Source organism: Nonomuraea sp. 10N515B, from assembly GCF_052245915.1.
Taxonomy (GTDB): domain Bacteria; phylum Actinomycetota; class Actinomycetes; order Streptosporangiales; family Streptosporangiaceae; genus Nonomuraea.
The window spans coordinates 60,392-72,932 of record NZ_JBQQBQ010000049.1; the positions used below are offsets into that span (position 1 = coordinate 60,392).

Below are 12,541 nucleotides of genomic sequence, written 5' to 3' on the forward strand. Positions count from 1 at the left end.
TCCAGGTAATATGAGTTTCGTAACGTATGGACAGCGTACCATGTGCTTTGTGATGGATAAAATATGAGTCTCATAACAGATGGCGACGGGCGTCAGCGGCGACGGCTGGCCAGTGCGGTGAAGGAGGAGCTGCGCGACCTGAACATTCAGTTGTCGCTGCTCAACCGGCGATTCGGGACGTCCGTGGATCTCAAGGACGTCGACTGGGACTGCTTGGACTTGATCAACAGGTCCGGCCCGCTCACCCCCAGCGCGCTGGCGGCCCGTGCCGGCCTGCATCCCGCTACGCTCACCGGAATCCTCGACCGCCTGCAACGCGCCGGCTGGATCACGCGCGAGCGGGACCCGGAAGCTGCCGACCGCCGGGCCGTGACTGTCCGGGCCAACCGTGACCGCAACGCGGAGCTCTTCCGGCTCTTCGCGCCGATGAACGAGCGTATGGACGTCCTGTGCGCTGACTACAGCGAGGCCGAGCTCGAGCTGCTCGTGGATTTCCTCCGGCGGGTCACCGACGCGGGGCGCGAGGCCACGAGGGAGCTCGCCGGAGACTAGGACTGCATCGATCCGCGCTCACGGGGCGGTGGCACGGAGGAATGCCTCGGCGAAGGTCCGCGCAGCCTCGTCAACCGGGGGAAGTGCGTTCCCCAGCGAGTCCTGCAGTACGGGGCGCAGCAGCATGTGCCCTGCCATGGGGCCGATCATGAGTTGGATGAGGAGCGGCAGCGGGAGTGGCCGCAGCCGGCCGGCTTGGATCTGCACGGTCAGCAGGGCGCCGAGGCTGGCCACCATCCTGGGCAGGTTGGCCTTCAGCATCCGGGCGGCCGTGCCGTCGGGGCGGGTGAACAGGTCGCCGAAGATGGCCGGCAGCACCCGCGGTTCCTGGGCGAACGCCTCGGCCAGCGCGGCGTAGACGGCGTGGACCAGGTCCTCGATCCGCTCGGGGGGATCGGCGGCCAGCGCCTCCAGGTCCGGCACGGGCACGTACCGGTCGAACATGGCGGCCAGCAGGCCGTCGCGGCTGCCGAAGACAGCGTGCAGGCTGGTGGGTGAGCAGTGTGCGGCCGCCGCGACGGCCTCCAACGTGACGGAGCCGAGCCCATCGCGGGGGATCAGCGTTGCCGCCGCTTCGATGGCCCGCTCCCGGACCGGCGGGCGCCCGCCGGGGTCGATCCCGGCCTGCCGGACCGCCTCGTCCAACCGGGCCCGCGACCCGCCGAGCCTTCTGATCAGAGTGCTGCGGGAGATGCCCGCCGCGGCCGCGATCGCGTTCAGTGGAACGTCGGCCACGTCTTTGCCGTGCTGCTCGGCCGCCGCAAGCGCGGCATCCACTAGATCCTGGTCCACGACGCCTTAGGGTACTGCTTCCTATCTGAACCTCACCTGTGTATCGTCTCCAATAGAGACTCATCGAATGATGAATTAGGCGGAGGACTGGGAACATGATCAGCGTGATCGGCGCGGGACTACCGCGCACCGGGACCACGTCGCTGAAGGCGGCGCTGGAGCGGCTCGGCTTAGGCCCGTGCCACCACATGCAGGAAATCGGCGCCCATCCGGAGCAGGCGCAGCAGTGGCGGCACATGCTCGACAGGCCGGTCGACTGGAACGACGTTCTGCAGGGCTATCAGGCGGCGGTGGACTGGCCGAGCGCCCACTTCTGGCGTCCGCTCACGCAGACCTACCCCGACGCCAAGGTCATCCTCACCGTGCGTGACCCTCACGCCTGGTACGCCAGCATGCGGGACACCGTCTTCGCGCTGCTGCACAACCCCAGCGTGGCGCCGGAAGAGCTCCAACCCGTGGTCACCGGCATACGGCCGCTGCTGGAGCACATCTGGCGCGAGACGTTCGGCACGACGCTGGCCGACCCGATGCCCGAGGAGCGCCACGCCGTGGAGGTGTTCCAGCGTCACACGGCCGACGTCACCGACGCGCTGCCCGCTGACCGCGTCCTGGTCTACCAGGCCGGGCAGGGCTGGGAGCCGTTGTGCGACTTCCTCGGCGTGCCCGTGCCGGAGGAGCCCTACCCGCGCCTCAACGACCGGCAGTCCGCCCAGACCCGCCTGCGAAGGGCTGCGGACCGGTGAATCTGCGCATCCTCCTCACCCTCCACGGCTTGGTCACCTTGGCAGCGGGTGTGGTGCTCATCATCGCGCCCGGCCTGGTTCCCAGCGCCGTCGGCGTGCGCATCACTCCGGATGCCTACCTGGTGTGCTACCTCCTGGGAGCCGCCGAATTGGCCGTGGCATTCCTGTCGTTCGCCGCCAGGACCCTCCGGCAACCCGAGGGGACGCGCCTCGTCGTCTGGACCATGATCGTGTTCCACGGTGGCACCGCCGTCGTCGAAACCTATGCGTTCACGCGCGGCGTCCACGCCGGGATCTGGGCGAACGTGGCCTTGCGCCTGGCGGTCATCGCTCTGTTCACCCACTACGGCCTGCGGCAGAAGGCACCGTCATGACCATCGAAAGCACCGGCGTACTGGTGTGCGGCGGCGGCCCGGCCGGCATGATGCTGGGCCTGCTGCTGGCTCGGGCGGGGATCAACGTCACCGTGCTGGAGAAGCACGGCGACTTCCTGCGCGACTTCCGGGGAGACACCGTGCACCCCGCCACCGTCCGCCTCATGGACGAGCTCGGCCTCGGCGAGGGCTTCCGTGCCCTCCCGCAGAGCCGCCTGGGCAACCTGTCACTGCCCGCCCCCGACGGGAGCCTGGTGACCCTGGGCGACTTCGAAGCGCTGCCCGCTCCGTACAACTACATCGCGATGGTCCCCCAATGGGACCTGCTCTCTTTCCTGGCCAAGGCGGCCGGTCAGGAGCCCGGATTCTCCCTGCGCATGAACACCGAAGCGACCGCTCTGGTCAAAGACGGCGAAAAGATCGTCGGGGCCCGGTACCGCACGGCAGACGGCCGTGAGGGGGAAATCCACGCCGAACTCACAGTGGGCTGCGACGGCAGGCACTCCACCTTACGCCGGGCCGCGGGGCTGGTGCCCAAGGAGTTCCGCGTGCCGTTCGACGTCTGGTGGTTCCGCCTGCCCAGGTCGACTCGCGGCGGGGACACGCCCGCCAGCGTGACGCCGGTCGCGCGGGGCCCCGAGGCACTGATCTCCCTGGCCCGCGACGACTATCACCAGGTGGCCTACTTCACCGCTAAGGGCTCCGACGCGCGGCTGCGGGCCGAAGGGATCCAGCGGTTCCGCGAACGTATCGCCCGCCTGCGCCCGGACTTCGCCGACCAGGTGGATCAACTTGCCAGCATGGACGACGTGTTCGTGCTCGATGTGAAGCTGAACCGGCTCAAACGCTGGTACCTCGACGGGATGCTGCTCATCGGCGACGCCGCGCACGCCATGTCGCCCGCCGGCGGGGTGGGCATCAACCTGGCGATCCAGGACGCCGTGGCCGCCGCCACCATCCTGGCCGGGCCCCTGCGGCGGCATTCCGTCGCCCTCGCCGACCTGGCCGCCGTGCAACGGCGCAGGCACCGCCCCACCGTGATCGTCCAGACCGGCCAGCGGCTGCTCCAGCGCGTCATGTTCGAGCCGCAGTTCGCGGGCAAGCGTTCCGGGCCACCTCCAGCCCTTCTCTTCCTCACCCGCGTGTTTCCCCGGCTCCGGATGATCCCGGCCCGGTTCGTAGGCTTCGGCCCGCGTCCCGAGCACGCCCCCGACTTCGCCCGCAGGATCTCCTAGGAAGAAGCCCATGACCAAGGGCTCGATCGGAGCCCGGAGGTTACCTCAAGGCCGCCCACCCGCCTCTCGGTCATCGCCGTCAGACCTCTCCCCAACCACCCCGGGATCGCGTGACACTCGACGGGGACAGCATCGGCGTATCCGTCGCCCCGGTGGGCCGCAACATGCAGCGAAGGCGCTGCTACCGCACGGTGAAGCGCCCCTTGAACAAAGCCGTTAGCCGCACCGGGCGGCCGGACGTAATGTCGCGCAACCCGCTTGCCGCTACGGAGGAACAACACCGGTCGCCGTGGTCACCCTCGCCCGCCTGTCGGCCTACGACGAGCCTGCACTCATGGCCGACCGGCGGCACCACGTGGTGGATGGCCTGCGGCAAGAGTCAACTCCCCATCGACTATCACCGAACGAATGGAGCCTCATCATGACGACCGATGTGGTGGTGTCCGGCGGCGGGCCCGCAGGAATGATGTTGGGCCTGCTCCTGTCCCGCGCCGGAGTCCAGGTCACCGTATTGGAGAAGCACGGCGACTTCCTGCGCGACTTCCGTGGAGACACCGTGCACGCCTCGACCGTCAGGCTGATGGACGAGCTCGGCCTAGGAGAGAAGTTCCGCCGGCTGCCGCAGAACAGGTTGGGCGATCTGGAAGCTCCACTCCCGGACGGCGGCAGGATCACGCTGAGCGACTTCGCCTCCCTACCCGCGCCATACAACTACATCGCGATGATCCCGCAGTGGGACCTGCTTGACTTCCTGGCCGCCGAGGCCGCCACCGAACCGACCTTCACCCTGCGCATGAACACCGCCGTGACCGGACTGATCAAGGAAAGCGGCAAGGTCGTGGGCGTCCGCTACCGCACCCAGGAAGGCGCGGAAAGAGAGCTACGCGCGCAGCTCACGGTGGCCGCCGACGGTCGCCACTCGACCATCCGCAAGGAACTGGGCCTGACGCCCAAGGAGTACCCGGTTCCCTTCGACACATGGTGGTTCCGCCTGCCCAGACTGGCCGGGGAGCAGGACGAGATCGCCAGACTCGCCGGCGAGTTCAAAGGCGACCAGATCGCGCTCAGCTTCACCCGCGCGGACTACTACCAGATCGCCTATTTCACCGTCAAAGGCGCCGACGCCCGGCTACGCGCGGAGGGCGTCGAACACTTCCGCAAGCGCATCGCCGACCTGCTCCCGCAGTACGCCGACCGGGTGGACCACATCGCCGGTATGGACGACCTCCACCTGCTCGATGTGCGGCTGAACCGGCTGAAGCGCTGGTACGCCGACGGCGTGCTGCTCATCGGCGACGCCGCGCACGCCATGTCACCCGCCGGCGGGATGGGCATCAACCTCGCCATCCAGGACGCCGTGGCCGCCGCCACCATCCTGGCCGAGCCGCTGCGACGGCACCACGTCACCATCGCCGGCCTGGCCAGGGTGCAAAAGCGCAGGTGGCGGCCGACCGTCATCGTCCAGGCCGTCCAGCGCATGCTGCACCGCACCATGTTCGTCCCCGCCTTCACCGGCAAAGGCGCCCGTCCTCCCAGGCCGCTGGTCTTTCTGGCACGACACTTCCCCGCTTTCAAGAAGCTCCCGTCCAGGCTGATCGCCTACGGCCCGCGTCCCGAGCACGCCCCCGACTTCGCCCGCAGGATCTCCTAGGAAGAAGCCCATGACCAAGGGCTCGACCGCATCTCGCAGGTTACTCAGCGCCCCAACCCCTGGCCGCCCAGGAGTCCGACCTGAGGCACTGCTGCCCGCCGAGTTCTCCGCCACGTTTTCAGGCCATCAGATGAGTTCTTGGATGCCGAGGACCGTGAGGAGGGCCAGTCGTTCGGCTGCTGCCGCTGGTCGACCGTGTGCTCGACTTCGCCCGCGCGGGCCTGGCGGAGCTCACGGCCGAACCCCCGCGCGTTCGGCACGAAGCGGCGCACGCAGGCCCCGAAGGTGCATCACATGGTCTCCAGGGCGGCCATCATGAGCAGCACGGAGAACGAGCACCCGCCGAGAAGAAGGATCCCCGAGGCGGCGAGCGCGATCAGGAGGGCGCAGGCCAGAGGAACCACCGCCCTGCTTCCACTCCGTAGATCACGACGCGTGGCGCAAGGCATTGGTCACCACGTCTGATCCCGCCCGGAGCCGAAAGGTTCGATCTTGCGGACGTCGTCGGCTCGTTCCTGGGCGTCGCCCACGAGCACACAGGGTGTTGTCGCGGACGCCACCAGCATCTTCAGATGCCGGGATGACGGCCTTACCCATCGGTGGCCAGGCGATCGAGCCACTCGTCGAGGAGATGCCGCTCCGCCTCGCTGAGCGTTGTCTGCTGGGGCAGGACGGCGCGGAGTGCCCGGGCGGCGCCGGCGGGGCCCGGGTCCTGTACGGCCGGCTTCTCTGTGGTGACGGCGGTGACCATGGACTCGCGCATGGCGGTCAGCAAGGCCGGGTCGCGCCGGTCCTCGGGGAGTGACAGCCAGGTGAGCACGGCACCGCGCGCCGTGGCGTGGATGAGGGCGGCGGCGAGCGGTTCGTCGACGCGTAGCCTGCCCGCGGCGGCGAGGCGGCGGATGCGCCCCAGGAGGATCTCCATGCCTGTCCTGAACGCGGCCGAGTCCGTGCCGCGCCGGGGCTCGCCGTACATCATCGCGTAGAGCGCGGGGTTGGCGAGCCCGAATTCGACGGCGAGGTCCCAGCCCGCCCGCAGATCCTCCACCGGGTCGTCCGGGACGGGGACGGCGCGCTTGGCCTCGAGGAACTGGGCGTAGCCGTGCTCGGCCACCGCGCCCAGCAACCCATCCATGTCGTCGAAGTGACGGTAGATCGCCGGGGGCTGCACCCCGGCCGCGGCAGCGACCGCGCGGGTGGTGACCGCGTCGCGCCCCTCGCGCGCCAGGAGGTCGGCTGCGGCCTCGATCACCCGCTGGCGGGTCAGCTCTCGCCCGCCGGCCGCCACCTCCGGCATGGAGCCGGAGGTGGTGTCCACCCTTGTTCTAGGCATGGATGCAATGATACGACCGAGACCGGATCGATGTGAGTATCGCTGATATCAGCTGCCAGGGCTCAGGGGTGCACGGTGATCTCGGCATGTGTCAGGTCGCTGATCGCGGCGAGTCCTTCGTGTTGCAGTTCGACCAGACCACGGGTCTCGCTGGGAGCGTCGACCCACCGGACGAAGGCCGTTTTGAATACCAGAACGACCAGTTCACCGGCCAGGCAAGCGGTCACCTCGGCGACGCCGCGTGCGATGAGCGCGGCGGTCACGGCGTGGGAGAGCTTGGCCAGCTTGAGCAGCTCGCGCTCGCGCAACTGCTCGTTCGCCGTGATGATCTCGTTCCGCACGCGGGCGAAGTCCCGGCCCCGCACGTCCTGCAGGGTCCCGCCCCCGGCATCGAGTGCCGCGACGAGCAGGCCGGCCACGGACGCGTCCGGTGGTGCGTCGGCGATCGCGTCCACGAAGACCGCCTCGAGCTGCTCCTCGCCGGCGAACAGCACCTCGCGCTTGTCCGCGAAATGCCGGAAGAACGTCCGCTCGGTCACCCCGGCGCGCTCGGCGATCCCGGCCACGGTCGTCGCCTCGAAGCCGTCCTCGGCGAACAGCTCCATCGCCGCCCGCTGCAGGCGATCCGACGCCCCAGGTGCCCAACGTGCCATGTCCGGATCGTAACCGGAAACAGAGTGATGACATAGCCTGACATCAGCGCTAGGCTAAGTGATGTCAGCCTCTGACATCACTTAGTGGAAGCGAGCACACCATGCACGTCTTCGTCACCGGAGCGTCCGGATTCATCGGCCGCGCCGTCGTCGCCGAGCTCATCGCCGCCGGTCACGAGGTGACCGGCCTGGCCCGTTCCGAGGCATCGGCATCCGTCGTCAAGGAACTCGGGGCGGACGTCCACCGCGGCGACCTCGACGACCTCGAGCAGATCCGCCAGGGCGCGAACGCGGCCGACGGCGTCGTCCACCTCGCCAACAAGCACGACTGGGCCAACATTGAGGTCTCCAACCGCGCCGAACGGGCAGCCGTCCAGACCATCAGCGACACGCTCGCCGGGTCCGATCGGCCGTTCATGCTCGCGTCCGGCCTCGCCATGGGGACCGGCCTCGGACGGCCGTTGACAGAGCGGGATCCCAATCCCGCCGCCGGCCCGGACTCACCGCGCGGCGGCGCCGAGAACCTCGCGCTGACCTACGCCGACCGTGGCGTACGCGTCATCCCCGTCCGCTTCGCCCCGACCGTCCACGGCGAAGGCGACCACGGCTTCATTTCCATCGTCGCCCAAGCCGCCCGGCAACGCGGAGCCTCCCTCTACCCCGGCGAGGGAGGCAATCGCTGGCCCGCCGTCCACCGGTCCGACGCCGCACGCCTGGTCCGGCTCGGGCTCGAGAACGCCCCCGCAGGCACGATCCTGCACGCCGCCGGCGAAGAGGGCGTGCCCATCCGGCGGATCGCCGAAGCACTCGCCGGCCGTCTCGGCGTGCCGGCGAAGTCCGCCCCGGCAGAGCAGATCGCCGAGGAGATCCCCTTCGTCGGCTGGTTCCTGGGCGCCGACATCGTCGCCACGAGCAAGATCACGCAGGACCTGCTCGGCTGGCGACCCACCGGCCCCACCCTTCTGGAGGACATCGCCGCGGGCCACTACGACCAACCCTGAACCGCCATCGTTTCGACAACACCTCTCAGCGGGATCCACCATGAGCAAGGACGACGGTAGGAGCGCCGTGATCACCGGAGGCAGCAGTGGGTTCGGCCTGACCACTGCGCGGCTTCTGGCCGACGCAGGCGCGCGCGTCCTGATCACCGGCCGCGACCAGACCAGGCTGGACGCCGCCCGCGAGCAGCTCGGTGACAACGCGATCGCCGTCCGCAGCGACGCGGCATCGACGCCCTCGCCGACCTGGTGAGGGCGGAGCTGGGCGCTCGCACCGCTGCTGGCCGACGGCGGCGCCGAGCTGGTCGTCGACGGCGGGGCCTCTCAGCTCTGAGACCGGCGGGCGGCACCCACTCCCGGGTGCCGCCCGCCGGTGTCAGGTGTCGAAGCGGCGGCGGGCGCCCTCGACGTGACCGAAGTATTGGTGGGTCCAGCCGCAGATCAGGTCGACGGTTGCGCGCAGGGCTTGGCCCGGCTCGGTCAGGGTGTATTCGACCCGCGGCGGCACGGTGGGGTGCACCTTCCGCTCGGCCAGGCCATTGCGCTCCAGCATGCGCAGGTTCTGGGTGAGCATCTTGTGGCTGATGCCCTCGACCTCGTTCCGCAACTCGCTGAAGCGCAGGGTGCGCTCACCGAGAGCCTCGATGATCAGCAAGGCCCACTTGTTGGCGACATCCGAGAAGATCTCCCGCGCCAAGGAGTCCGCGCGCCTCAGGTCAGCGTCGTCGGCTGATCCCCTGAACTGCTTGGTCACCATCAGGTTCCCCAGTCACTAAAAAGTGCGTTCTTCCACGTCAGCGAACACTCTCCTATGGTTTCTGAGTAACTGCAAGAGAGCACGGGAGTCGTGGTTCGGCAGGACGCGGGCCCACAGCTACCCGGACAAGGAGGTACGCGGCATGGCCATCACCCTGGTGAACCCCAGCGGATTGCGGGAAATCGAGGTCTACCGCCAGGTGTCGATCGCATCGGGATCGCGGCTGGTCTTCATCGCCGGGCAAGTCGCCTGGGACGCCGAGGGGGTCACGGTCGGCGAAGGCGACCTCGCCGCGCAGGTCGAGCAGTGCTACCTCAACATCGGCACCGCCCTGGCCGAGGTCGGCGGTTCCTTCGACGATGTGGCGAAGCTGACCGTCCACGTCGTCGACTGGACCCCCGGCAAGATGCCCTCGCTCCTGGAGGGGATCTCGCGGGCGGCCGCGAAGCTGGGGGTCACTCCGGTCCCCCCGGCCACGCTGCTCGGTGTTGCGGCACTGGACGTTCCCGACCACCTGGTCGAGATCGAAGCCATCGCGATCCTCGACTGAACAGAGCGCTCCCCCATCCAGACGGAAGACTGACCAGGAAATCTCATGGCTGTTTCGCTCATCAACCCTGACGGGCATGTCCGAGTCCCGATCTACCACTACGTCGCGGTGGCGACGGGGAGCAGACAGGTCCACGTCGCGGGACAAGACGTTCCACGAGGTCGTCCGCTTCACCTGGTACGCCGCGGGCTGGAAAAGAGAAATGTACGACGCCTTCAACGCGGGCATTGAACAATCATCGATTGAGGCCTGGCGTCGGCGGGTGCGTCAGCCCGCGGCCTTGGCGTAGCGGCGGGCCAGGCGCGCGAAGGCGTCCTTGAGCTCGGCCGGCCCGACGACCTCGATGTCGGCGTCGAACTTGCCGATGCCGGCGGCCAGACCAGGCCATGACCAGGAGCCCAGGAGGAGCCGGCAGCGGTTCGGCCCGAGCTCCTCGACGACTCCGTCGCGGGTGTGGCGGGACACGACGGCGGCGGGGAGGTCGAGGATCACCTCGCCGCGGCAGGGCCAGTCGCCAGAGTCGTGGGAGCCACGGAACCTGCCGGCCACGAAGGCGGCCACATCGCCGCCGGGCAGCTCGCGCGGGGTGAAGCGGGGCCCGTTGGGGGTGCGCGGGATGATCCGGTCGGCACGGAAGGTGCGCCAGTCCTCGCGGTCGAGGTCCCAGGCGACGAGGTACCAGCGCCCTCCCCAGGTGATGAGGTGGTGGGGCTGCACCCGGCGGGGCGGGGTACGCACGCCGTCGTCGTCCGCCTCTGGCGGGGCGGCGGGGGTGTAGTCGAAGCGCAGCACTTCGCGAGCGTGGACGGCGGCGCTGACGGCCACGAGCACGCTGCTGTCGACCTGTGGATCGGGCCGGGTCGCGGGCGGCTCGACGGCGGTGACCTGGAGGGTGTCGATGCGGCCGCGCAGCCGCGCGGGCATGACCTGCCGGACGGTGGACAGCGCGCGTGCCGCGGCTTCCTCGATCCCGGCGCCGGTGGTGGTGGCCATCTGGAGCGCGACGGCCAGGGCGACGGCCTGCTCGTCGTCGAACAGCAACGGGGGCAGCTCCGTGCCGGCGTCGAGCCGGTATCCGCCGTCGGGCCCTTTGAAGGCCACGATGGGGTAGCCGAGCTCGCGCAGGCGGTCGACATCGCGGCGTACGGTGCGCGAGCTGACCTCCAACCGCTCCGCCAGCAGCGCCCCGGGCCAGTCCCGTCGCGCCTGGAGCAGCGAGAGCAACGCCAGCAGTCGCGCGGATGTCTTCGGCATGACTCCATAGTGCCTGGAGAAGAGGACACACCCTGGCCGCTTCAGCTGCGATCGTCCTCCCGTACCCGAGAACAACCACCGGAAGGACCTTGAAAGCGATGACCACTACCACCGGCACTGCGTCGTCCCCGACCCTCGACACCGAGCGGGCCGACCTGCTCGACCAGCTCGGGGCCGCGCGGTCCGCCCTGCTCACCACCGTGCGCGGGCTCGTCGACGAGCAGGCCGGCGAGCGCCCGACGGTCAGCGCGCTGTGTCTGGGCGGCCTGATCAAGCACGTCGCGTCCATGGAGGAGGACTGGCTGAGGTTCGTGGTCGAGGGCCCCTCGGCCATGCGCTACGACCTGCCGGAGGGGGTGACTTGGGAGGACTTCGCGGCGGGCACCGCCCGTGAGTATCCGCAGTGGGCGATCGACCACCAGAACGGCTTCCAGATGCTGCCCGGCGAGACGCTGACCGGCATCCTCGAGCACTACGAGCGGGTCGCCGCCCGGACCGCGGAGATCATCGCGACCGTCCCCGACCTGTCGGCCACCCACCCGCTGCCGCAGGCGCCGTGGAACGAGCCGGGGGTGGTGCGCAGCGTACGACGCGTGCTCACGCATCTCATCGCCGAGACCGCCCAGCACGCCGGGCACGCCGACATCCTGCGGGAGACGCTCGACGGGCAGAAGTCGAGTTGACGGGCCTGCTGGCGGGCGGCCGACGAGCGCCTCCTCACCGCCGACGACGCCTTGGCCTGGCGGTCCTGCCACGACACCATGCTGCGCCAGCGGGTGCTGAGCACCTACCGCCGCGAGCCCCGCTCGATGACCGAGATCGCCCGGGCGCTCGCCGGCCGCTGGCCGGCGCCGAGCCTGCGCGCACTGGGCGAGCTGGTGGTCGCCGCCCTCGTCCCGATGGTGCAGCTACCGCCACGCGGGATGTGGCGCGTGCGGTCCGGGGTGCGCAACACCCCGCTCTCCCTGTGGCTGAGCCGTGACATCGACCCGCCCGGCCCGCTGGGGACCGACCCGGTCGGCGAGGCGCTGGTGCGCCGCTACCTGGCCGCATTCGGGCCCGCGGCCTCCGCCGACCTGCGCGCCTGGTGCGGCCTGGCCGGACTGCCCGCCGCGGTGGCCGCCGTCCGCGGAGAACTGGTCACCTTCCGCGACGAGCGCGGCCGCGAGCTGCTCGACCTGCCGGACGCGCCGCGCCCCGACCCCGGCACACCCGCCCCGGTACGGTTCCTGCCGCCATTCGACAACGCGATCCTCGGCTACCACGACCGCAACCGGATCATCGACGACGCCCACCGCGGCCTGTCCGTCGCAGGCGCGCGGGTCGTGCTGGTCGACGGCCGGGTCGCCGCGACCTGGACCGTCGAGGCGGACATCGTGGTCGTCACCCCACTGCGCGGCTTCACCCGAGCCGAGCGCACCGCCGTCACCGAGGAGGGCCAGTGCCTGGCGTCGTTCCTGTCCGGCAACGACAGCGACCGCGTACAGATCGCCGCGCCTTTCCGCTGAGCAAGGCCGCCAACCCGGCTAGAAGGCTTAGCCGCCCGGAGGCGGTCATGGTGAGCCGGAGTTTGTTCGAATGAGCTCGAACGGGCTGGTTTAGGCGGGGTTTAGGCGGCGAGGCCTGCCTGTTGGGCGAGGTCGTCGATC

General features: G+C 69.7%; 14 protein-coding genes and 1 pseudogene. 10 read left to right on the forward strand and 5 right to left on the reverse strand.

The features are described from left to right. Positions 1 to 63 precede the first annotated feature (63 nt). Complete coding sequence (locus ACTWQA_RS44200) at positions 64 to 552, forward strand: MarR family winged helix-turn-helix transcriptional regulator (protein ID WP_443164865.1); 489 nt, start codon at positions 64 to 66, stop codon at positions 550 to 552. An 18-nt stretch (positions 553 to 570) separates the two neighbouring features. Here the strand turns inward: ACTWQA_RS44200 and ACTWQA_RS44205 are convergent, their stop codons facing one another. Further along, positions 571 to 1,344 (reverse strand): TetR/AcrR family transcriptional regulator, encoded by a 774-nt coding sequence (locus ACTWQA_RS44205; protein ID WP_443164866.1) that lies wholly within the window; start codon positions 1,342 to 1,344, stop codon positions 571 to 573. A 95-nt stretch (positions 1,345 to 1,439) separates the two neighbouring features. Between ACTWQA_RS44205 and ACTWQA_RS44210 the strand changes: the two genes are divergently transcribed. The 4 genes from ACTWQA_RS44210 to ACTWQA_RS44225 all read left to right on the forward strand — a co-directional run bounded on the left by ACTWQA_RS44210 (position 1,440) and on the right by ACTWQA_RS44225 (position 5,347). Then, positions 1,440 to 2,087 (forward strand): sulfotransferase family protein, encoded by a 648-nt coding sequence (locus ACTWQA_RS44210; RefSeq protein ID WP_443164867.1) that lies wholly within the window; start codon positions 1,440 to 1,442, stop codon positions 2,085 to 2,087. Further along, positions 2,084 to 2,461, forward strand: a complete 378-nt coding sequence (locus tag ACTWQA_RS44215) for a hypothetical protein (RefSeq protein WP_443164868.1) — start codon at positions 2,084 to 2,086, stop codon at positions 2,459 to 2,461. Before ACTWQA_RS44210 ends, ACTWQA_RS44215 begins: the two co-directional genes overlap by 4 nt. Then, complete coding sequence (locus tag ACTWQA_RS44220) at positions 2,458 to 3,696, forward strand: FAD-dependent oxidoreductase (protein WP_443164869.1); 1,239 nt, start codon at positions 2,458 to 2,460, stop codon at positions 3,694 to 3,696. The genes ACTWQA_RS44215 and ACTWQA_RS44220 overlap by 4 nt, the downstream gene beginning before the upstream one ends. 421 nt (positions 3,697 to 4,117) lie before the next feature. Continuing rightward, the gene (locus tag ACTWQA_RS44225; protein ID WP_443164870.1) at positions 4,118 to 5,347 is read left to right on the forward strand and encodes an FAD-dependent oxidoreductase; all 1,230 of its coding nucleotides are present in this window, start codon (positions 4,118 to 4,120) and stop codon (positions 5,345 to 5,347) included. 589 nt (positions 5,348 to 5,936) lie between these two features. Here the strand turns inward: ACTWQA_RS44225 and ACTWQA_RS44230 are convergent. Together ACTWQA_RS44230 and ACTWQA_RS44235 are read right to left on the reverse strand one after the other, a co-directional pair. After that, the gene (locus tag ACTWQA_RS44230) at positions 5,937 to 6,680 is read right to left on the reverse strand and encodes a TetR/AcrR family transcriptional regulator (protein ID WP_443164871.1); all 744 of its coding nucleotides are present in this window, start codon (positions 6,678 to 6,680) and stop codon (positions 5,937 to 5,939) included. Positions 6,681 to 6,742: 62 nt separating this feature from the next. Next, on the reverse strand, positions 6,743 to 7,333 hold the full coding sequence (locus ACTWQA_RS44235; protein WP_443164872.1) for a TetR/AcrR family transcriptional regulator: 591 nt from the start codon (positions 7,331 to 7,333) through the stop codon (positions 6,743 to 6,745). Between the two features lie 101 nt (positions 7,334 to 7,434). On the opposite strand from ACTWQA_RS44235, the gene ACTWQA_RS44240 reads away from it, so the two are divergent. Next, positions 7,435 to 8,334 (forward strand): SDR family oxidoreductase, encoded by a 900-nt coding sequence (locus ACTWQA_RS44240; protein WP_443164873.1) that lies wholly within the window; start codon positions 7,435 to 7,437, stop codon positions 8,332 to 8,334. Positions 8,335 to 8,374: 40 nt separating this feature from the next. Further along, positions 8,375 to 8,584 carry an SDR family NAD(P)-dependent oxidoreductase gene (locus tag ACTWQA_RS44245; RefSeq protein WP_443164874.1) on the forward strand — a complete coding sequence of 70 codons (210 nt, stop codon included), beginning with the start codon at positions 8,375 to 8,377 and terminating at the stop codon, positions 8,582 to 8,584. 123 nt (positions 8,585 to 8,707) lie between these two features. Here ACTWQA_RS44245 and ACTWQA_RS44250 read toward each other — a convergent pair whose 3' ends face one another. Next, a complete protein-coding gene (locus ACTWQA_RS44250; RefSeq protein WP_327584665.1) occupies positions 8,708 to 9,088 on the reverse strand; it encodes a winged helix-turn-helix transcriptional regulator in 381 nt (126 codons plus the stop codon). A 142-nt stretch (positions 9,089 to 9,230) separates the two neighbouring features. Between ACTWQA_RS44250 and ACTWQA_RS44255 the strand changes: the two genes are divergently transcribed. Then, the gene (locus ACTWQA_RS44255) at positions 9,231 to 9,638 is read left to right on the forward strand and encodes a RidA family protein (protein WP_443164875.1); all 408 of its coding nucleotides are present in this window, start codon (positions 9,231 to 9,233) and stop codon (positions 9,636 to 9,638) included. Between the two features lie 267 nt (positions 9,639 to 9,905). Here the strand turns inward: ACTWQA_RS44255 and ACTWQA_RS44260 are convergent, their stop codons facing one another. Next, on the reverse strand, positions 9,906 to 10,892 hold the full coding sequence (locus ACTWQA_RS44260; RefSeq protein WP_443164876.1) for a helix-turn-helix transcriptional regulator: 987 nt from the start codon (positions 10,890 to 10,892) through the stop codon (positions 9,906 to 9,908). 98 nt (positions 10,893 to 10,990) lie between these two features. Between ACTWQA_RS44260 and ACTWQA_RS44265 the strand changes: the two genes are divergently transcribed. Both ACTWQA_RS44265 and ACTWQA_RS44270 read left to right on the forward strand, forming a co-directional pair. Continuing rightward, positions 10,991 to 11,575: a DinB family protein gene (locus tag ACTWQA_RS44265; protein WP_443164877.1), complete on the forward strand. Its 585-nt coding sequence runs from the start codon at positions 10,991 to 10,993 to the stop codon at positions 11,573 to 11,575. Between the two features lie 27 nt (positions 11,576 to 11,602). Next, positions 11,603 to 12,400 (forward strand): annotated as a pseudogene (locus ACTWQA_RS44270) (DNA glycosylase AlkZ-like family protein); the annotation flags it as partial. Positions 12,401 to 12,541: the final 141 nt, after the last annotated feature.